Below are 18,447 nucleotides of genomic sequence, written 5' to 3'. Positions count from 1 at the left end.
GTCAGAGCGCGTCCGGCAGCGAGCCGCCGCGGACCTGCTCGCGGAGGCGGAACTTCTGGATCTTTCCGGTGGCGGTGCGCGGGAAGTCCGCGACGAGGTGCACCGACTCCGGCCATTTCGGCCGGGCGAGGCCGGCCGCGGCGAGATGCGCCCGCACGTCCTCCACCGTGACCGGGCGCGCCGGATCGCGCGGGCGGACCACGGCGCAGGCGTGCTCGCCCAGCCGCGCGTCCGGCTCGGCCACCACGCTGACCTCGGCGACCTGCTCCATCCTCAGCAGCAGCGCCTCGATCTCCTGGGCGCTGATGTTCTCGCCGCCCCGGATGATGACGTCGGCGACCCGGTCGGTGATGGTGAGGTAGCCGTCGCCGTCCACCTCGCCCATGTCGCCAGTGCGGTACCAGCCGTCGGCGTCGAACGCGCGGGCGGTGAGCTCGGGGTCGGTGTAGCCGATGAAGCAGTCGGCGCCGCGGGTGAGGATCTCGCCGTCGTCGTCGAGGCGGAACTCGGCGCCCGGCAGCGCCCGGCCGTCCGTGCGCAGGCGCTTGCCCTGCGCGTCCTCCAGCAGGCTCGCCGTGACCGACGGGTGCTCCGTGCTCCCGTACGACCGGTACACCGCGATGCCCTCCTTCGTCGCCCGCTCGGTGAAGGCCTCCGGCACCGTCGCGCCGCCCAGTCCCATGTACGGGATCAGGGCCAGATGCTCGGGGGTGAAGTCCGGATGGTCGAGCAGGCTGGTCAGGAAGTAGGGCGGCCCGCCGGCGATGCCGACGCCCCGCTCGCTCATCAGCGCCAGCACCTCCGCCGGGTCCCAGACGTCGATCAGGTGCACGGGCTCCGAGCGCAGCAGCGGCAGCAGGAACGCGTTGATCATTCCCATGAAGTGGCCGACCGGGGTGCCCACGACCTGCGGCGGCCCGCCCTTGCCGTAGAAGTGGTCGGCCTGCCGCGCCTCCCAGCCGATCGTCTGGTGGCTGTGCACCACGCCCTTGGGCTTGAGCGTCGTCCCGGACGTGAAGCCCACGATCACCGGGGACGCGGGGTCGACGGGCTCCGGCTCCGGCAGCGGGTCGGCGTCCAGCATCCGGTGGAAGGGGACGGCGTTCCCCGGCAGCTCCCGCTCCGGACGGTCGCTCACCACCAGCCACAGCGGTTCGCCGCCGCGCGAGGCGAACAGGTCCTCGTACTGGCGGAGGTGGTCGGTGCGCCCGAAGCCGTCGGGCGTGACGATCACCGCGGGACGGGTGTCGTCCAGGATGTGGCCGACCTCCTTGGGGCCGTAGAAGTGCACCACCGGGACGACGATCGCGCCGACATAGGCGGCGGCCCAGAACGTCATGGCGGCCTCGACCCAGTTCGGCAGCTGGAGCACGACCACCGAGCCGGGGCCGACGCCGCGGGCCTTGAGCGCCCGGGCCAGCGACCGTGCGGCACGGTCCACATCGGCGAGCGTGCCGCTGTAGGGACGCACCCGCGAGCGGACATGGAAGGGCAGGTGCGCGGCCCGGCCGAGCCCGGCGGCCACCGTCGAGCCGAGGGACTCGCCGGTCCACCGGCCTTCGTCGCGGTAACGCCGGGCGAGCGCGGCGGGAACGGTCCGGAGGCCCCAGCCGTCGAGAGCAGAGCTTCGAGTCATCGTTCCGCCTTCAGTACGACTTCGGCAGGCCGAGGACGTGCTCGCTGATGTAGTTCAGCACCATCTCCTGGCTGACCGGGGCGATGCGCATCAGGCGCGACTCCCGGAAGTAGCGCTCGACGTGGTACTCGCGCGCATACCCGAACCCGCCGTGCGTCTGGACGGCCGCGTCGGCCGCGGCGAAGGCGGCGTCGGCGCACAGGTACTTCGCCGTGTTCGCCTCCTTGCCGCACGGCTCCCCGGCGTCGTAGCGGGCGGCGGCGTGCCGCGCGGCCAGCTCCGCCGCGTCCAGCCGCATCGACGCCTCGGCGAGCGGAAACGCGATTCCCTGGTTCTGGCCGATCGGGCGGTTGAACACCACCCGCTCCCCCGCGTACCGCACCGCCCGGCGCAGCGCCGCGCGGCCGATGCCCAGCGATTCGTGCGCAAGCAGGATCCGCTCGGGGTTGATGCCGTCCAGCAGGTATGTGAACCCGCGGCCCTCCTCGCCGACCAGCGCCGATCCGGGGACGCGGAAGTCGTCGATGAACAGCTCGTAGGAGGACACCGCGTTGCGGCCGAGCTTCGGGATCGCGCGCATCTCGACGCCGCCGCCGGTCAGGTCGACCACGAACATCGACAGCCCGTCCGTCGGGCGCCTTCCCTCGCGCGGCTCGCTCGTTCGCGCCAGCAGCACCGCCTTCTGCGACTGCGCCGCCTTGGTGATCCAGACCTTGCGCCCGTTGATCACGTAGTCGGAGCCGTCCCGGCGGGCGAAGGTGCGGATCCGGCTGGTGTCGGAGCCGGCGTCGGGCTCGGTGATGGCGAAGCAGACGTGCAGGTCGCCGGTGGCGGCGGCGGGGAGCAGCTCGCGGCAGAGCCGGTCGCCGCCGTGCCGGGCCACCAGGTTGAGCCCGAAGATCGTCAGGTGGAAGGGGCTGCAGCCGTTCATGCCCGCCCCGGACGCCGCGATCTCGTACATCATGGACGACGCCGCCGAGATCCCCATGCCCGCGCCGCCGTACTCGCGCGGGATCGCGATGCCGAGCCAGCCCGCCTCCGCGAACGCCTTGTAGAACTCCCAGGGGAACCGGGACTCCTGGTCGGCCTCGGCCCAGTAGGCGTCGTCGAACCGCCCGGCCACGTCCCGGACGGCCGCGCGCAGTTCCTCGTCGGTGAGCGCCTCGTCGGCGGTGGCGCCGGAGGGCGCGGTGTCCTGGCTCATCGAAAGCTCCTAGATCGGTTTCCTGCGTCAGCGCACCGAGCGTCCGCCGTCGACGTACAGCACCTGCCCGGTCACGAACCCCGACTCCTCGGCGGCGAGGAACAGGGCGGCGTTGGCGATGTCGGCGGGCCTGCCGGCCCGCCGCATCGGCAGGGTGGCCGCGACGTCCGCCAGCCGCCGCTCGGCCGGGACGCCGAGGCGCTCCGCCGTCGCCCGGGTCATCTCGGTGTCGACGTAGCCGGGGCCGATCGAGTTGACCGTGACGCCGAACGGGCCGAGCTCGATGGCGGTCGTCCGGGTGAAGCCCTGGATGCCCGCCTTGGCCGCGGAGTAGTTCGCCTGGCCCCGGTTGCCGAGCGCCGAGGTCGAGGAGATGTTGATGACCCGCCCGTACCGCCGCTCGACCATGATCTTCTGCGCGGCGCGGGTCACCAGGAACACCCCGCGCATGTGCACGTTCACCACGGTGTCCCAGTCGTCCTCGGTCATCTTGAACAGCAGGTTGTCCCGCGTGACCCCGGCGTTGTTGACCACGATGTCGAGCCCGCCGAACTCCTCGACGAGCCGCTCCACCGCCCGCTCGACCTGCGCGGCGTCGGCGACGTCCGCGCCGAGGCCGAGGGCGCGTCCGCCGTCCTTCTCGATCGAGGCCACGGTCTCGCGCGTCAGGTCCTCCTCGAGGTCCAGGACGCCGACGCGGGCGCCGGCGCGGGCGTACGTCCGGGCGATCTCCGCTCCGATGCCGCGGGCGGCGCCCGTCACCAGCGCGACGCGGCCGTCAAGATTGGTCATGGTGCTCGACTCCTGTGTTCTCGGGGACGGACGGGGCGGGCACGGCGCGGGCGCGCCCGATCGCGCGGACCGCGTCGCGGTGGGCGCCGGACTCCAGGAGCCGGACGTGCCACTCGGCCTCGGCGTCCGCGCAGTCGGCGAGGTCGTGGTCGTGGGCGCGGGCCACATGGCGCTTCATCGCCGTGACCGCGTCCGGGGAGACGGCGGCGAGGCGTCCGGCCACGTCGGCGACGTGGCCGTGCAGTTCGTCGTCGGGGACGGCCCCGGTGACCAGGCCGAGTTCCTCGGCGCGTGCGGCGGGCAGGGGCGGTGACAGGTACAGCAGTTCCAGCGCCCGGGACGCGCCGACCAGCCGGTTCAGCGCCCATGTGCAACCGAAGTCGCCCGCGAGCCCGAGCCGGCCGAACCCCGTGCGCAGGGTCGCGGACGCGGCCGCGTAGCGCAGGTCGCAGGCCAGGGCGAGGCCGAGGCCCGCGCCGACGGCCGCGCCCTCGATCAGCGCCACGGACGGCTTGCCCAGCTCGCGGAGCCGGACGACGGTCGCGCGCTGGAGCGCCTTCTGGGCCGCCAGCCGGAGGCCGGGGGCGTCCGGCGGGCCGAAGATGCTCTCCCCCGCCGCGAGCTTGGCGAGGTCGCCGCCGGCGCAGAACGTGCCGCCGGCCCCGGCCAGGACCACGACCCGGACGTCGTCCGCGGCGGCGGCGAGGTCCAGCATGGCGGCCAGGCCGTCGAGCATCTCCCGCGAGAAGGCGTTGCGGACCTCCGGCCGGTTGAGCGTGAGGGTCAGCACGCCGCCCGCCCGCGCGGCGAGCAGGTGCGCGGTGCCCGTCGCCACGGTCCCGCCCGAATTACTTGACATAGACGTCGAAATTATAATGAGCTGATCGCCAGGTCAATGCCCGTCACCGAGCCGCTCCCCGGGCCGGCCGACTGTCATCGATATTGACGTCAAAGTTAGACTCAGGTGGAAGCCAGCCCGATCCGCACCCGCGCCGCACGCCCTGGAGGACCCCGATGCCCGACCGGCCAGGCAGCCGAGACCCGGCCAGCGCCCCCGCACCGCCCCTCGCCGGCACCGTCGTGGTGAGCTTCGAGCAGGCGGTGTCGGCGCCCTACTGCACGCGGATGCTGGCCGATCTCGGCGCCGAGGTCATCAAGGTCGAGCACCCGCGCGCCGGGGACCTCACCCGCTGGTTCGACGACGCGGCCGACGGCATGGCGACCTACTTCGTCTGGCTCAACCGCAACAAGCGGTCGCTGGCGCTGGACTGCAAGCGGCCCGAGGCGCGGCCCGTCCTCGACCGGCTGCTGGAACGCGCCGACGTCGTCGTGCAGAACCTCGCACCCGGTTCCGCCCGCCGCCTCGGGCTGGACGCGGCGACGCTGGTCGAGCGGTACCCGTCGATAGTGGCCGTGGACATCTCCGGCTACGGGACGGGCGGTCCGCTCGACCACCGCCGCGCCTACGACCTGCTCGTCCAGGCCGAAAGCGGGTCGTGCGCCGCGACCGGGCAGGCCGACGCGCCCGCCAAGCCCGGCATCCCGATCGCCGACATCGGTACGGCGATGCAGGCCGCGTCCGGCATCATGGCCGCGCTGCTCGGGCGCGCCCGCACCGGCACGGGCGCGGCGCTGCAGGTGAGCATGTTCGACACGGCGGCCGACTTCCTCGGCTTCGCCCTCCTGTACGCCCGCTACACGGGCGAGGAGCGCGCGCCGATCGGGATGTCGTCGCCCATCGTCGCGCCCTACAACGCCTACCCGACCAAGGACGGCCGCACGGTCGTGCTCGGCACGACGAACGACGCCGAGTGGCAGCGCCTCGCCCGCGACCTCATCGAGCGTCCCGACCTCGCCGACGACCCGTCCCTGGCCACCACCCCGCTGCGGTGCGGGCAGCGCGCCCGGCTAGACGAGGCCGTCACCGCCTGGACGTCCACCCTCGACCTCGCCGAGATCTGCGCGCGCGCGGACGCGGCAGGCATCGGCAACGCCGAGTTCAACCGGGTCACCGAGGTCGTCGACCACCCGCAACTCACCTCGCGCGGCCGGTGGCAGGAGGTCGGGTCCCCGGTGGGACCGCTGGCCTCGCTGCTGCCCCCGATCGTCACCCCCGCATGGGGCACGCCGCTTGAGGACGTCCCCGCCCTCGGCGAGCACACCACCGCGATCCTCACCGACCTGGGCTTCGACTCCGGCGCGCAGGACGGGCTCCGCAAGGCCGGCGCGGTGTGACACCGCGGCCCGGCTCACCAACAGTCAGGAGAGACATGAACGAGGCTGTGATCTGCCGGCCGGTGCGGACCCCGATCGGCCGGTTCGGCGGCGCGCTGCGGACGGTCCCCGTCCAGGATCTGGGCGTGGCCGTCGTGAAGGCGCTGCTCGATGGCACCGGGGCTGACGGCGGCGGGCTGGACGGCGCGCTTATCGACGACGTCGTGTTCGGCCACTGCTACGGCACCGCCGAGGCGCCCGCAATCGGGCGGGTCATCGCCCTGGACGCGGGCCTGCCGACCACGGTGCCCGGCGTGCAGATCGACCGGCGCTGCGGGTCCGGCCTCCAGGCCGTGGTGTACGCGGCCGCGATGGTGCGCTCCGGCGCCGCCCAGGCGATCATCGCGGGCGGCGCGGAGAACATGTCGCAGGCCCCGCACTACTCGCTGACCGCGCGCTGGGGGTCGCGCGCCGGCGACATCACGCTGACCGACACGCTGACGCGCGGCCGCTCGACCGCCGGCGGCCGGCACCACCCCGTGCCGGGCGGCATGCTCGAGACGGCCGAGAACCTGCGCCGCGAGTACAAGATCGGCCGCGAGGAGCAGGACGAGCTGTCCTACGCCTCGCACCGGCGCGCACTGGACGCCCAGGACCGCGGCGCGTTCGCGGAGGAGATCGTCCCGGTGACCGTGCGCGGCCGCAAGGGCGACGTGGTCGTCGACGCGGACGAGCACCCGCGCCGCGACATCTCCCTCGAGAAGCTCGCCGCGCTCCGCCCGGTCATGGCGAAGGACGACGCCGAGGCGACGGTCACGGCCGGCAACGCCAGCGGCCAGAACGACGGCGCCGCCGCGTGCCTGGTGACGACGCCCGAGTTCGCCGCCGAGCACGGCCTGCGGCCGCTCGCCCGCGTGGTGTCCACCGCGATCGCCGGGGTCCCGCCGCATCTGATGGGCATCGGGCCGGTGCCGGCGACGCGGAAGGCACTGGACGCCGCCGGGCTCGCGCTGGCCGACATGGACCTCATCGAGCTGAACGAGGCGTTCGCGGCGCAGGCGCTGGCGGTGACGCGGGAGTGGGGCTTCGCGCGCGACGACTTCGAGCGGCTCAACGTCAACGGCTCGGGCATCTCGCTGGGGCACCCGGTCGGGGCCACCGGGGCGCGGATCGTGGCGACGCTGCTGCGCGAGATGGAGCGGCGGGACGCGCGCTACGGGCTGGAGACGCTGTGCATCGGCGGCGGTCAGGGCATCGCCGCGGTGTTCGAGCGGGTGCGCGGCTGAGCGCGTTGCGCCGCCGGGGGCGGAAGGGTCAGGTCCGCGCGGCCTTCACGGTCTTTCCGCTCCCGGCCTTTCCGCGCGCGGCCTTTCCGCTCTCGGCGCTCGCCTTGCCTTCGGCGTCCGGGTCCAGGCCCAGCGCGTTGGCCCACAGCAGCGTGAGCTGCTCCACCGCCTCGTTCATGGCGAACCGGGCGCCGCCGATGAACATCATCTCGGCGAACTTGGCGACCATGCCGCCGAGCGCGGTCGCCGCGTACCGCTCGTCGACGCGTTCGTCGGCCAGCCCCTCCGCCTGCAGCCGTTTGATCGCGGACTCCAGCCGGGCCGCCAGGTAGTCGTCGCGCTTGGAGCGCACCCGGCGGACGTCCTCGTCGTAGCGGCTGACCTCCTCGATGACCCGCATGATGCGGGCCTCCTTGCGGTAGGCGGTCAGGTAGGCCTTGTTGGCGGCGCGGATGCGGTCGATCGGCCCGGCGTCGTCGGCGAGGTCCTGCGCGATGTCGTCCATCGACACCAGGCGCACCTCGACCTCCTCGGCGATCTCCCGGAAGAGCGATTCCTTGGAGTCGAAGTAGTGGTAGAACGACCCGTGCGACACCTCGGCCTCGGTGGCGATGTCGGTGATCCGCGCCTGGAGGAAGCCGTCGCGTTCGAACACGGTCTTGCCGGCGGCGACCAGGCGCGCCCGCGTCCGGCGGCCCTTCGCCGAGCGGGGCTCGGGATCCATGCTGCTCTCCAAACGGATGAATTCGACGTCGGAAACACCTTGACGTCGAGAATATCAACCTTCCCGGCCGCCATCGCGCGACCTCCGGCGGCCGCCCCGGCCGGCCCGCCGCCGCGACACCACCGTCCCTTTATTTGACATCGACGTCAGTATAGAATGATGGGCCACGGTAGCCCCGCCCCCGGCGCGCGGGGACGCAAGGGAGATGAGATGGCACCGGTCCCCATCGCCGACGACCTGTTCACCTGGCCCGACGACGAACCACGGCTGATCGGAGGCAGGTGCAAGGAGTGCGGCACGCACGTGTTCCCGCTCCGCGCCGGCTGCGCCAGGTGCGGAGCCGCCGCCGTGGAGCGCGCGCTGCTGAGCCGCGACGGGACGCTGTGGACGTGGACGTCCCAGGGCTTCCCGCCGAAGGCGCCGTTCCGCGGCGGGTTCGCCGGCACGGACCCGTTCGAGCCCTGGCTCGTCGGCGTGATCGAACTGCCCGGCCAGCTGCGCGTCGAAAGCCTCATCACCGGCTGCGCGCAGGGCGACCTGGAGTTCGGCATGCCGATGCGGCTGGTCACCATGCCCTTCCGCACCGGCGAGGACGGCGCGGAGATCATCACGTTCGCCTTCAGCCCGGAAGGGGCCGAGCATGCCTGATGTCGCGATCATCGGGGTGGGGATCCACCGGTTCGGCCGCTTCCCCGGCAAGCCGGCCCTCGCCATGGGCGCCGAGGCGGCCCGGGACGCGCTGGCCGACGCCGGCCTGAGCTGGTCCGACATGCAGTTCGCCGTGGGCGGCAGCTACGAGGTCGACCAACCGGACGCGGTCGTCGCCGAGCTCGGGCTGACCGGCGTGCAGTTCACCAACGTCTACAACGGCTGCGCGACCGCCGGCAGCGCGCTGGCCCTGGCCAGCCAGACGATCAAGCTGGGCGAGCACGAGATCGGCCTCGTCCTCGGCATGGACAAGCACGAGTCCGGCGCGTTCACCGCCGACCCGCAGGAGTACGGCTGCCCGTCCTGGTACGGCGAGATGGGGCTGTTCCTCACCACCAAGTTCTTCGGCATGAAGATCAACCGCTACATGCACGACCACGGCATCACCCACGAGACGCTCGCCGCGGTCGCCGCGAAGAACTACCGCAACGGCGAGCTCAACCCCAACGCGCACCGGCGCAAGCCGCTGAGCCCGGAGCAGATCCTCGAGTCGCGGATGGTCAACTACCCGCTGACCCAGTACATGTTCTGCAGCCCCAACGAGGGCGCGGCGGCGCTCGTCGTGTGCAGCGCCGACGTGGCGCACCGCTACACCGACAAGCCGATCTACCTGCGCAGCGTCGTCACCCGCACCCGGCGGTTCGGCGCATTCGAGGTGCACACCCCGTCCGCCTCGGTGGCCGCCGACCACGTCCCGGCACCGACCGTGGACGCCGCGAAGGCCGCGTTCGAGGCGGCGGGCGTCGGCCCGGAGGACGTCGGGATCGCGCAGCTCCAGGACACCGACGCAGGCGCCGAAGTCATCCACATGGCCGAGGTCGGGCTGTGCGCGGACGGCGAGCAGAACGAGCTGATCGCCTCCGGGGCCACGGCGCCGGGCGGCCGGCTGCCGGTCAACACCGACGGCGGCCTGATCGCCAACGGCGAGCCGGTCGGCGCGTCGGGCCTGCGGCAGGTGCGCGAACTGGTGCTCCAGATGCGCGGCCGGGCCGGCGACCGGCAGGTCGCCGGCGAGCCGCGGGTCGGCCTCGCCCAGCTGTACGGCGCACCGGGCGTCGCCGCGGTCTCCATCCTGTCCACCTGACCGGGACGGGCGCCCCCGGAAGCGGAGCGGCCCGGGGGCGCCGCACCCCGGGCCGCTCTCCCGCTCTCAGCCCGCCGCCGCTCCGAGCGCCTGGCGGGCGATGATGACCTGCTGGATCTGGCTCGTCCCCTCGTAGATGCGGAAGAGCCGCGCGTCGCGGTAGAACCGCTCGACCGGCACCGACCGCATGTACCCGGCGCCGCCGTGCACCTGGACGGCGCGGTCGGCCACGCGCCCGACGGCCTCGCTGCAGAAGTACTTGGCAGCGGCCGGCCCGGTACGGCGGTCGGAGCCGTCGGCGTAGGCGCGCGCGGCGTCCAGGACGAGGGCGCGGGCCGCCATGGTGTCGGTCACCGAGTCCGCGATCATCCCCTGCACCAGCTGGTGCGACCCGATCGGCTTCCCGCCCTGCTTCCGGTCGGACGCGAACCGGACGGACTCGTCGACCAGCCGCCGGCACATCCCCACGCAGGCGGCGGCCAGCAGCAGGCGCCCGTTGGACAGGCAGCGCATCGCGGTCAGGAATCCGGTACCGGCACCCGCCTCGCCGCCCACGACCGCATCGGACGACACCCGCACGCCGTCCAGGTTCACGTCGGCCGTCCAGGCTCCGAACTGCCCCATCTTGTGGTCGCGCGGCCCCACGGTCAGCCCGGGGGTGCCGGCCGGGACGATGAAGGTCGCGATCCCCCGGGACGACCTGGCGTCCGGGTCGGTGCGGGCGAAGACCATGAACACGTCGGCGATCGGCGCGTTGGTGATGTAGCGCTTGACGCCGTTGAGCACCCACTGGTCGCCGTCGCGGACCGCGCTGGTCCGCAGGTCGGCCGGGTCGGACCCGGCGTCCGGCTCGGTGAGCGCGAACGAGGCGACCGCCTCCCCCGAGGCGAGCCGGGGCAGCCAGTGCTCCTTCTGCTCCGGGGTCCCGGCGTCCATGATCACCTGCCCGGCGATGCCCACGTTGGTGCTGAACATCGAGCGCAGCGCCGGGGTGGTGTAGCCGATCTCGATCAGCAGCCGGCACTGGTCGACGACGCCGAGGCCGAGGCCGCCGTACTCCTCCGGGATGGTGAACCCGAACAGGCCCATCCGCTTCGCGGTCTCGCGCAGTTCGGCGGGCACCTCGTCCTTCTCGTCGATCTCCGCCTCGCGCGGGATGACGTCCCTGCGGATGAAGTCGCGGACGGCCTCCAGCATCGGTTCGAGGTCGTCGTCGTGGGTGTCGGCCACCGGTCAGCCACCTTCCATGGGCTTTTATTTCGACGTCGGAGTCGGTAATACGGGCGGGCGCCTCAGGTCACCGCGCGGGTGGACGCCCGCTCCTGCAGAGCGGTCTTGAGCACCTTCCCGCTCGCGGTGAGCGGCAGCTCCTCGATCAGCTCCACGAAGCGCGGCACCTTGTAGTTGGCCATCCGCTCGCGGCACCAGGCGATGACCTCGTCGGCGGACGGCGCGGGCGGGCGCGGCACGACGAACGCCATGCCGATCTGGCCGAGGCGCGCGTCGGGAACGCCGATGACCGCGACCTCGCGGACGCCCGGGTGCTCGAGGAGCATGGCCTCGATCTCGGCCGGGTAGGCGTTGAACCCGCCGACGATGAACATGTCCTTGGAGCGTCCGGCGATGCTCAGGCAGCCGCCCTCGTCGAAGCGCCCCAGGTCACCGGTGCGCAGCCAGCCGTCCGGGGACAGCACCTCCGCCGTCGCGTCCGGGTCGTCCAGGTACCCGGCCATGACGGTCGGCCCGCGCAGCACGATCTCGCCGACCTCGCCCTTCGCCGCGTCCTCGCCGGCGCCGTCGACGACGCGGATCTCGAAGCCGGGTCGGGCGCGGCCGACGGTGGTGGCGATGGTCTCCGGGGCGTCGCCGGGCCCGGTCGAGCTGGCCGTTCCCGCCTCGGTCAGGCCGTATCCGGCGACGATCACCTGGAACGGCAACTCGTCGCGGATCCGCCGGATCAGTTCGACCGGGATGTCGGCCGCGCCCGTCACCGCGACGCGCAGGCTCGACAGGTCGTACCGGTCGCGGTCGGGATGCTCCAGGATCGCGTGGTACATGGTCGGGGCGCCCGGCAGGACGGTCGCCTTTTCCTCCGCGACCAGCCCGAGCACCGTGTCGACGTCCAGGACGGCCTGCGGGTACATGGTGGCGCCGGCCGACACGCAGGCGAGGATGCCGGCCTTGAACCCGAACATGTGGAAGTAGGGGTTGACCATCACGTACCGGTCGCCCTCGGAGAGCCCGGTCATGGCGACCCAGTCGGTCGCCACGCGCATCGTCCGGCCGTGGGTCATGACCACGCCCTTGGGCTCCCCGGTCGTCCCGGAGGTGAAGAGGATGTCGGACGTGTCGCCTGAGCCCAGGGCGGCGCGCCGCCGGTCAACCTCGGCGAGCGCCTCGCCGGTGGCGCGCGCCAGGAAGGCGTCCCACGGCACCCCGGTCCCGGACGGACGGCCGCGGGCGATGACGGTGGTCCGCAGGTCCGGCAGGGCGACGCCCGCGCCGGCGAGCATCTCCACGTAGTCGTTGCCGAGGAAGTCGGTCACCGTCACCAGCGCCTTCGCCCCGGCGCGGTGCAGGATGCCGGCCGCCTCCCGCCCCTTGAACCTGGTGTTGACCGGGACGAGGACGGCGCCCGCCTGCTGCAGCCCGAGCAGCGCGACGATCCATTCGCGGCTGTTGAACGCCCAGATGCCGACGCGGTCGCCCGGCTCGACGCCGCTCGCGACCAGCGCGGCCCCGAACCGGCGGGCCTCCTCGTAGAGCTCCCTGTAGGAGACGCGCTTCCCGCCGTCCACGACGGCGGTCCGGTCGGGGAAGCGCTCCGCTGCGGACGCGGCCATCGCCGCGATGCTCGGCCGGTCCGGCCCGGGGTCGTCGTCGCTCATGTCGGCCTCCGTGATTGACATCGACGTCAGTATAGACTTTTATCGGGAGCAGAGAAGAGCTCCTCCGCATCCGCGCCGGCGGCCCGCGCGGCACACCCCCGCGGGCCCGGCGCGCCTCCCCCGAGGTGGCCGCCAATGATCACCGAGTCCGACCGTCCCCCGGCCGCCGCCGTCGCGCCCCGCACCGCGCCGCGGAGTGAGCGCTGATGGACGTCCGCCTGTCCGCCGAACAGCGGGCGCTGCGCGAAGCGGCCGCCCGGCTCGTCGACGACCACGCGCCCGGCTCCGTCGCCGCGCTGGCCGACGCCCCCCGTGCCGCCCGGCTGGACGCGGCGCTGGCCGGTTCCGGCTGGCGCGAGCTGCGCGTCCCGGACGCCGGCGACGGGAACCGGCCGCTCGCCTCCGCCGTCGAGACCGCGATCGTGGCCGAGGAGCTCGGCCGCGGCCCGGCCGACGCCTCCTTCCTGGGGCCGACACTGGCCACCGAACTGCGGCGCCGCGCGGGCGCCGAGCCCGCCGCCGAACCCGAGACCGTCCTGCTGCGGCCCGACCTGTCCGGCCTGGTCGTGGCCGAGGACGGGCAGGCGCGCTGCTCCGGCGTCGCGATCGACGCGCGGGGCGCCACGGCCGCGCTGGCCCTCGTCCGGACCGGCCACGGCTACGACCTGGCCCGCGTCCCGGTGTCCGGCACGTCGCCGGGGCGCGACCTCACCCGTCCCGCCGCGACGGTCCAGGACGCCGAGGCCGGACGGCTGCCCGGCACGGGCCGCGGCCCGCTCACCGCCGAGGACGTCGAGGCCTGGTCGGCGTTCGCCCTCGCGCTCACCTGCGCCGACCTGGTCGGGACGATGCGCGGCGCGGTGGACCTGGCCCGCGGGTACGCCGGCCTCCGCCACCAGTACGGCGTGGCCATCGGCACCTTCCAGAGCGTCCAGCACCTGCTGGCGGACGCGTTCGTCTCGATGGAGGGGTCCAGCAGCGTCACCCGGCACGCGGCCTGGGCGGCCGACACCCTCCCGCCCGGGGAGGCGTTCGCCGCCGCCGCGGTCGCCAAGGCCTACTGCGCCCGCGCCGCCCGCGAGGTGTGCGAGACCGCCGTCCAGGTGCACGGCGGCATCGGCATGACGTGGGAGTGCCTCGCCCACGTGCACCTCCGGCGGGCGCTGCTGTCCACCCAGGTGCTCGGCGACACGGGCGTGAACCTCGCCCGCGTCGTCGCGCACCGCAAGATCGGAGGCCTGCACGATGGACTTCGCTGACTCCCCGGAGGAGGCCGCGTTCCGCGCGCGGCTGCGGGCGTGGCTCGCGGAGCACAATCCCAAGCTCCCCCATTCGTCCACGGACGACGCGTACTGGGACGGCCAGGCGCCCTGGCACCGGGCGCTGTACGACGCCGGGTTCTTCGGGCTGTCGTGGCCCGGGGAGGTCGGCGGGCACGGCCTGCCGAGCGTGTACGAGGCGATCGTCGACGAGGAACTGGCGCAGGCCGGCGCGCCGCCGCGTCCCAGCCTGGGCTACCTGGTCCAGGGCATGATGCGGCACGGGAGCGAGGACGTGCAGCGCCGCTTCCTGCCCGGCCTGGTCAGCGGCCGGGAGCGCTGGTGCCAGGGGTTCAGCGAACCGGACGCCGGGTCGGACCTGGCGTCGCTGCGCACCCGCGCGGTCCGGCAGGGCGACGAGTACGTGATCACCGGCCACAAGGTCTGGACCAGCTACTCCGACGAGGCCGACTGGTGCCTGGTGCTGGCCCGGACCGATCCCGGCGTCCCCAAGCACAGGGGGCTGTCGGCGTTCGCCCTCCGGATGGACCAGGCCGCCGTCGAGCAGCGCCCGCTCAAGATGATCAACGGGGTGACCCGCGAGTTCGGTGAGGTGCTCTTCGACGGCGCGGTCGCCAAGGCGTCCGACATGATCGGGGAGCCGGGCGAGGGCTGGCGGCTGGCCATGACCGTGGTCAGCCACGAGCGGGAACCGGGCGAGCTGGGCTACGTCGCGCGCTACACCAAGGCCGTCAACGAGCTGGTCGACGTACTGCGCTCCGAGCCCGGCCGGTTCACCGAGGAGAACGTCCGGGACGTGGCGTGGGCGGTCGTCGAGGCCGAGATGCTGCGGCTGCACGTGTGCCGGCGGCTCTCCGACCGGCTGGACGGCACCTCGCACGGGCCCGAGGGCTCGGTGGACAAGCTGCTGATGACGCGGGCCGAACAGGCCGTCGGGCACGCCGCGCTCGGCATCAGCAATCTGACCGGCGGCATCGAGGAGGACACGTGGCTCAAGACGTATCTCTACAGCCGGGCGCAGAGCATCATGGGCGGGACGTCGCAGGTGCAGCGCAACCTGGTCGCGACCCGGATCCTCGGGCTGCCGGTCGCATGAGCGGCGCGTACGGGATGCCCCCGGAGATCGAGGTCACCGCGGACGGGCCGATCAGGATCGTGACGCTCAACCGCCCCGAGTCGCTCAACGCGACCAACCACGCGCTGCACGAGGGGCTCGGCGCGCTGTTCGGCCGGCTCGACGCCGACGAGGAGGCCCGCGCGGTCGTCCTCACCGGCGCGGGCCGCGCGTTCTCGGCGGGCGGCGACTTCTCCTACCTCGACGAGCTGACCAAGGACGACGGCCTGCGGCGGCAGACCCTCGTGGACGCGCGCAGCATCGTCACCGGGATGGTGCAGTGCCGGCTGCCGATCGTCGCGGCGGTCAACGGGCCGGCCGTCGGGCTGGGATGCAGCCTGGTCGCGCTCTCCGACATCGTGTACATCGCGGAGAGCGCCCACCTCGCCGACCCGCACGTCATGGTCGGGCTCGTCGCGGCGGACGGGGGCCCGGTCACCTGGCCGCTGCTGACGAGCCTGCAGCTGGCCAAGGAGTACGCGCTCACCGGCGACCGGATCAGCGCGCGCCGGGCCGCGGAGATCGGCCTGGCGAACCATGTCTGCCCCGACGGCGAGGTGATGGAGTCCGCGATGGCCTGCGCCCGCAAGCTCGCGGCCCTGCCCCGCCGGACGATGGAGGACACCAAGCGCGTCCTCAACCTGCACCTGGAGCGCGCCGTCCTCGCCACGCTCGACTTCGCGATCGCCGCGGAGGACCGGTCCTTCCTGTCGCCCGAGCTGCGGGCGACCCTGGACAGGCAGCTGGCCAAGCAGAAGAAGCAGGACTGACGGCCGCAGGACCTGGTCCGCCGGTGGCAGGGGCTCGCCGTTCCCCGCCACCGGCGGCGTCTTTCACAGGAGCGGCGCGTCCGGCAGGCGCCGGGTGCGGAGCAGGTCCTCTCCGAGTTCGCGCGTCAGCGTCCTGGCGTCACCGAAGAGGCCGTCGAGGGTGAGCACGCGCCGGAAGCAGTGATGGAAGCCGTGCTCGTCGGTGAAGCCCACCCCGGCCAGCACCTGCTGGCAGTGACGCGCCACGGTGCGCGCGTTCCGCCCGGCGACGGCCTTGGCCATCACGGCCAGCAGCGGGGACACCCGGTCGCCCGTTTCGACGGCGGCGGTCGCGGCGGCCTCGGCGGCCTCGATCGCCACCAGGCAGTCGGCGAGACGGTGCCGGACGGCCTGGAACGCGGCGATCGGCCTGCCGAACTGGACGCGGGTCACGGCGTGCTCGCGCGCCAGGCGGAGCATCGTCCGGCTCACGCCGATCAACTCGTACGCCACGGCGGCCCGTGCGGACGCCAGTGCGTCCTCCCACGTAGCGGCCGTGATCGCCGTGCCGCCGGACGCGGGCAGGCCGCGGCCTTCGATCGCGACCAGCCCGAGCCGGGGGTCGACGCCTCCGATCGGGCGGGTTTGGAGCTTGCCCGTCTCCACGGTGAAGGCGCGCAGCGCGCCGTCCTGCCCGGCGGCGAGCACCACGGCGCGGGCGGCGCCCGCCATCCGCGCTGTGCCGAGGCCACGCACGGTGAGTGCGCCGTCCTGGACGGAGCCGGGCGCGCCGTACCCGCCGAACTCCGGCAGAACGAACGCGGTATCCGAATCAGCCGCAAGCCCCAGCGCGATCGTCACCAGGTCGTCCAGTGCACCGGAGGCCGCGTTCGCGTTGCCCTGCCGGGTGAACAGCAGCGGGATGACCGCGTTCCCCTCCTCCGCCAGCGCCTCCCGCCAGCCGACCTCGTCCAGTGACGCCTCGACCGCGGCGACGGTCGCGTGCCGGAAGGCCCGTTCGAGGCTCTCCCCCAGCAGTTCGGCGGTCTCGGTGTCCATCATCGGTCCGTCCCGAGGTCGAGCAGGCGGCGCGCGATGATGTCGCGCTGGATCTCGGCGCTGCCGCCGTAGATCGTCGCCGCCCGCGAGTACAGGAACCCGGTGCGCCACCGGTCGGCGTCCGCGTCGTCGCCGACCGCGAGGGCCGCCGGCACCGCGTCCGCGGCCAGGTCGAAAACGGCCTGCTCGGTGGTGGCGAGCAGCACCTTGTCGACCGAGGTCTCCGCGCCCAGCCGCTCGCCGCGCGCCATCCGGTGCTGCGTCCCGCGCGACCTGGCGTGGAAGGCGAACGCCATCTGGACGACCTCGCCGAGATCGGCGGGGTCGAGCGCGCCGTCCGGCGCCGTCGCGAGCAGGTGCCCGAGCCGCTGCCGCAGGTAGGCGCTGCGGTGCCAGAGCGAGGTGCTGCGCTCGTAGGGCAGCAGGTCCATCGCGACGGCCCAGCCGCCGTCGACCTCGCCGAGCGTGCGGTCGGTCGGGACGCGCACGTCGTCGAAGAACACCTCGCAGAACTCGTCCCGGCCGTGCATCGCGCGGATCGGGCGCACGGTGATGCCGGGCGAGTCCATGTCGACGAACAGGGCGGTGATGCCCCTGCTCCCCGACTCCGGCGTGCCGGTCCGCGTCAGCAGGACGCACCGGTGCGCGTACTGGGCCAGGCTCGTCCAGACCTTCTGGCCGGTGACGCGCCAGGAGTCGCCGTCGCGGCGCGCGCGGCACGCCAGCGAGCCCAGGTTGCTGCCGGTGCTCGGCTCGGAGAAGCCCTGGCACCAGGTCTCGTCGCCGCGCAGCAGCCGCGGCACCGTCTCCGCGGCCAGCTCCGGACGGGCGAACTCGATCATGGTGGGGGCCAGCACCTCGGTCATCGAGTAGATGCCGGGCTCGATCAGGTCCCGGGACGCCAGCGCCTCGCCGAGGTAGGCGCGCATCAGCGTGGAGCCGCCGAGCCCGCCCACCCGCTCGGGCCAGCCCCAGCGCATCCAGCCCGCGTCGTAGGTCATGCGCTTGACCAGGGAGAGGTGCTCCACCTCCTGGTCGAAGGCGACGTCCGGGCCGAACTCGGGGCTCAGTTCGTGCTCGTGCTCGTCGAGCCAGGCGTCCAGGCCGGCACGGAATTCCCGTAGTTCCATCGGGCGCGCGTTCAGTTCGCGGACTTCTGCTTCGGCGCCGGGCGCAGCGGGTCATGGGCGCGCCCGGAGTCGCGCGCGCCGTTGCGCCGCAGGAAGGTCATCGCCCTGGTCCGCAGCCGCCACCCGTCCGGGGTGCGGGTGTAGGCGTCGGTGTACCAGCCGATCCGCATCGAGTGGTCGTGCTGGGCGACGAAGCACAGCGGCTGCTCGCCCGTGGCCGATCCGTCCCCGTCGAACGTGATCGCCGGCGTGCCCACCGAGAACAGGCCCTTGGGGGCCGCCGCGACCAGTTCGGGGAAGTCGCCGACCCCGTACGTCTCGCCGAAGGCGCTGTAGGTGCCGTCCGGCGCGAACACGGCCACGACCGCGTCCACGTCGTCCTTCGTCATGCCGACCGCGTAGCGCGCGAGCAGTTGCTCGATCTCGATGATGTCGGCAATGCGCGAGCTGTCCACGCTTCGACCTCCTTGGTGGGAGTCAGGCTCGGCAGGAGTCGGGGTGACGGCCGTCCGGCCCGCGCCCGCCGGGGGCGGGCGTTCCATGCCGGATGTTATCTCGACTTCGACGTCAAAACCAGTA

17 protein-coding genes are annotated in these 18,447 nt (G+C 73.3%); 7 read left to right on the top strand and 10 right to left on the bottom strand.

Features of this window, described 5'->3' with window-relative positions:
- Position 1: 1 nt before the first annotated feature.
- Genes ABD296_RS03435 through ABD296_RS03420 form a run of 4 tightly spaced genes read right to left on the bottom strand, consistent with a single transcriptional unit; the run spans position 2 to position 4,491 of the window.
- Positions 2-1,636, bottom strand: coding sequence for an AMP-binding protein (locus ABD296_RS03435; RefSeq protein ID WP_344261295.1), 1,635 nt, complete (start codon positions 1,634-1,636; stop codon positions 2-4).
- A gap of 10 nt (positions 1,637-1,646) precedes the next feature.
- Positions 1,647-2,840: an acyl-CoA dehydrogenase family protein gene (locus tag ABD296_RS03430; protein WP_344261293.1), complete on the bottom strand. Its 1,194-nt coding sequence runs from the start codon at positions 2,838-2,840 to the stop codon at positions 1,647-1,649.
- 27 nt (positions 2,841-2,867) lie between these two features.
- Complete coding sequence (locus tag ABD296_RS03425) at positions 2,868-3,632, bottom strand: SDR family NAD(P)-dependent oxidoreductase (protein WP_344261291.1); 765 nt, start codon at positions 3,630-3,632, stop codon at positions 2,868-2,870.
- On the bottom strand, positions 3,619-4,491 hold the full coding sequence (locus ABD296_RS03420; protein WP_344261289.1) for an enoyl-CoA hydratase/isomerase family protein: 873 nt from the start codon (positions 4,489-4,491) through the stop codon (positions 3,619-3,621). Before ABD296_RS03420 ends, ABD296_RS03425 begins: the two co-directional genes overlap by 14 nt.
- A 155-nt stretch (positions 4,492-4,646) precedes the next feature.
- Here ABD296_RS03420 and ABD296_RS03415 point away from each other — a divergent pair, with 155 nt between their 5' ends.
- Together ABD296_RS03415 and ABD296_RS03410 are read left to right on the top strand one after the other, a co-directional pair.
- Positions 4,647-5,867: a CaiB/BaiF CoA transferase family protein gene (locus ABD296_RS03415; protein WP_344261287.1), complete on the top strand. Its 1,221-nt coding sequence runs from the start codon at positions 4,647-4,649 to the stop codon at positions 5,865-5,867.
- A gap of 35 nt (positions 5,868-5,902) precedes the next feature.
- Positions 5,903-7,132: an acetyl-CoA C-acetyltransferase gene (locus tag ABD296_RS03410; RefSeq protein WP_344261285.1), complete on the top strand. Its 1,230-nt coding sequence runs from the start codon at positions 5,903-5,905 to the stop codon at positions 7,130-7,132.
- 28 nt (positions 7,133-7,160) lie between these two features.
- Here the strand turns inward: ABD296_RS03410 and ABD296_RS03405 are convergent, their stop codons facing one another.
- Positions 7,161-7,856, bottom strand: coding sequence for a TetR/AcrR family transcriptional regulator (locus tag ABD296_RS03405; protein WP_344261283.1), 696 nt, complete (start codon positions 7,854-7,856; stop codon positions 7,161-7,163).
- 210 nt (positions 7,857-8,066) lie between these two features.
- On the opposite strand from ABD296_RS03405, the gene ABD296_RS03400 reads away from it, so the two are divergent.
- Together ABD296_RS03400 and ABD296_RS03395 are read left to right on the top strand one after the other, a co-directional pair.
- The gene (locus ABD296_RS03400) at positions 8,067-8,504 is read left to right on the top strand and encodes a Zn-ribbon domain-containing OB-fold protein (protein ID WP_344261281.1); all 438 of its coding nucleotides are present in this window, start codon (positions 8,067-8,069) and stop codon (positions 8,502-8,504) included.
- The gene (locus tag ABD296_RS03395; protein ID WP_344261279.1) at positions 8,497-9,648 is read left to right on the top strand and encodes a thiolase family protein; all 1,152 of its coding nucleotides are present in this window, start codon (positions 8,497-8,499) and stop codon (positions 9,646-9,648) included. The genes ABD296_RS03400 and ABD296_RS03395 overlap by 8 nt, the downstream gene beginning before the upstream one ends.
- A gap of 66 nt (positions 9,649-9,714) precedes the next feature.
- Here the strand turns inward: ABD296_RS03395 and ABD296_RS03390 are convergent, their stop codons facing one another.
- Together ABD296_RS03390 and ABD296_RS03385 are read right to left on the bottom strand one after the other, a co-directional pair.
- A complete protein-coding gene (locus ABD296_RS03390; RefSeq protein ID WP_344261277.1) occupies positions 9,715-10,878 on the bottom strand; it encodes an acyl-CoA dehydrogenase family protein in 1,164 nt (387 codons plus the stop codon).
- A 62-nt stretch (positions 10,879-10,940) separates the two neighbouring features.
- Positions 10,941-12,557 (bottom strand): FadD3 family acyl-CoA ligase, encoded by a 1,617-nt coding sequence (locus ABD296_RS03385; protein WP_344261275.1) that lies wholly within the window; start codon positions 12,555-12,557, stop codon positions 10,941-10,943.
- A 185-nt stretch (positions 12,558-12,742) separates the two neighbouring features.
- On the opposite strand from ABD296_RS03385, the gene ABD296_RS03380 reads away from it, so the two are divergent.
- Genes ABD296_RS03380 through ABD296_RS03370 form a run of 3 tightly spaced genes read left to right on the top strand, consistent with a single transcriptional unit; the run spans position 12,743 to position 15,700 of the window.
- Positions 12,743-13,795 carry an acyl-CoA dehydrogenase gene (locus ABD296_RS03380; protein ID WP_344261273.1) on the top strand — a complete coding sequence of 351 codons (1,053 nt, stop codon included), beginning with the start codon at positions 12,743-12,745 and terminating at the stop codon, positions 13,793-13,795.
- Positions 13,782-14,912: an acyl-CoA dehydrogenase family protein gene (locus ABD296_RS03375; RefSeq protein WP_344261271.1), complete on the top strand. Its 1,131-nt coding sequence runs from the start codon at positions 13,782-13,784 to the stop codon at positions 14,910-14,912. Before ABD296_RS03380 ends, ABD296_RS03375 begins: the two co-directional genes overlap by 14 nt.
- Positions 14,909-15,700 carry an enoyl-CoA hydratase/isomerase family protein gene (locus ABD296_RS03370; RefSeq protein WP_344261269.1) on the top strand — a complete coding sequence of 264 codons (792 nt, stop codon included), beginning with the start codon at positions 14,909-14,911 and terminating at the stop codon, positions 15,698-15,700. Before ABD296_RS03375 ends, ABD296_RS03370 begins: the two co-directional genes overlap by 4 nt.
- A gap of 63 nt (positions 15,701-15,763) precedes the next feature.
- On the opposite strand, the gene ABD296_RS03365 is transcribed toward ABD296_RS03370, so the two are convergent.
- The 3 genes from ABD296_RS03365 to ABD296_RS03355 are packed head-to-tail and all read right to left on the bottom strand — an operon-like array spanning position 15,764 to position 18,323.
- A complete protein-coding gene (locus tag ABD296_RS03365; RefSeq protein WP_344261267.1) occupies positions 15,764-16,741 on the bottom strand; it encodes an acyl-CoA dehydrogenase family protein in 978 nt (325 codons plus the stop codon).
- Complete coding sequence (locus ABD296_RS03360) at positions 16,738-17,868, bottom strand: acyl-CoA dehydrogenase family protein (RefSeq protein ID WP_344261264.1); 1,131 nt, start codon at positions 17,866-17,868, stop codon at positions 16,738-16,740. The genes ABD296_RS03365 and ABD296_RS03360 overlap by 4 nt, the downstream gene beginning before the upstream one ends.
- Positions 17,869-17,879: 11 nt before the next feature.
- A complete protein-coding gene (locus ABD296_RS03355) occupies positions 17,880-18,323 on the bottom strand; it encodes a nuclear transport factor 2 family protein (RefSeq protein ID WP_344261262.1) in 444 nt (147 codons plus the stop codon).
- Positions 18,324-18,447 lie beyond the last annotated feature (124 nt).

The sequence above is a fragment of the Actinomadura napierensis genome, assembly GCF_039529375.1.
Taxonomy (GTDB): domain Bacteria; phylum Actinomycetota; class Actinomycetes; order Streptosporangiales; family Streptosporangiaceae; genus Spirillospora; species Spirillospora napierensis.
This window is presented reverse-complemented; position numbering and strand designations above follow the sequence as displayed.

Excerpts from the sequence above, each read along its gene's own strand:
- ABD296_RS03435 (WP_344261295.1), bottom strand. The coding sequence starts at position 1,636 with ATGACTCGAAGCTCTGCTCTCGACGGCTGGGGCCTCCGGACCGTTCCC.
- ABD296_RS03430 (WP_344261293.1), bottom strand. The coding sequence starts at position 2,840 with ATGAGCCAGGACACCGCGCCCTCCGGCGCCACCGCCGACGAGGCGCTC.
- ABD296_RS03425 (WP_344261291.1), bottom strand. The coding sequence starts at position 3,632 with ATGACCAATCTTGACGGCCGCGTCGCGCTGGTGACGGGCGCCGCCCGC.
- ABD296_RS03420 (WP_344261289.1), bottom strand. The coding sequence starts at position 4,491 with ATGTCAAGTAATTCGGGCGGGACCGTGGCGACGGGCACCGCGCACCTG.
- ABD296_RS03415 (WP_344261287.1), top strand. The coding sequence starts at position 4,647 with ATGCCCGACCGGCCAGGCAGCCGAGACCCGGCCAGCGCCCCCGCACCG.
- ABD296_RS03410 (WP_344261285.1), top strand. The coding sequence starts at position 5,903 with ATGAACGAGGCTGTGATCTGCCGGCCGGTGCGGACCCCGATCGGCCGG.
- ABD296_RS03405 (WP_344261283.1), bottom strand. The coding sequence starts at position 7,856 with ATGGATCCCGAGCCCCGCTCGGCGAAGGGCCGCCGGACGCGGGCGCGC.
- ABD296_RS03400 (WP_344261281.1), top strand. The coding sequence starts at position 8,067 with ATGGCACCGGTCCCCATCGCCGACGACCTGTTCACCTGGCCCGACGAC.
- ABD296_RS03395 (WP_344261279.1), top strand. The coding sequence starts at position 8,497 with ATGCCTGATGTCGCGATCATCGGGGTGGGGATCCACCGGTTCGGCCGC.
- ABD296_RS03385 (WP_344261275.1), bottom strand. The coding sequence starts at position 12,557 with ATGTCAATCACGGAGGCCGACATGAGCGACGACGACCCCGGGCCGGAC.
- ABD296_RS03380 (WP_344261273.1), top strand. The coding sequence starts at position 12,743 with ATGGACGTCCGCCTGTCCGCCGAACAGCGGGCGCTGCGCGAAGCGGCC.
- ABD296_RS03375 (WP_344261271.1), top strand. The coding sequence starts at position 13,782 with ATGGACTTCGCTGACTCCCCGGAGGAGGCCGCGTTCCGCGCGCGGCTG.
- ABD296_RS03370 (WP_344261269.1), top strand. The coding sequence starts at position 14,909 with ATGAGCGGCGCGTACGGGATGCCCCCGGAGATCGAGGTCACCGCGGAC.
- ABD296_RS03365 (WP_344261267.1), bottom strand. The coding sequence starts at position 16,741 with ATGATGGACACCGAGACCGCCGAACTGCTGGGGGAGAGCCTCGAACGG.
- ABD296_RS03360 (WP_344261264.1), bottom strand. The coding sequence starts at position 17,868 with ATGGAACTACGGGAATTCCGTGCCGGCCTGGACGCCTGGCTCGACGAG.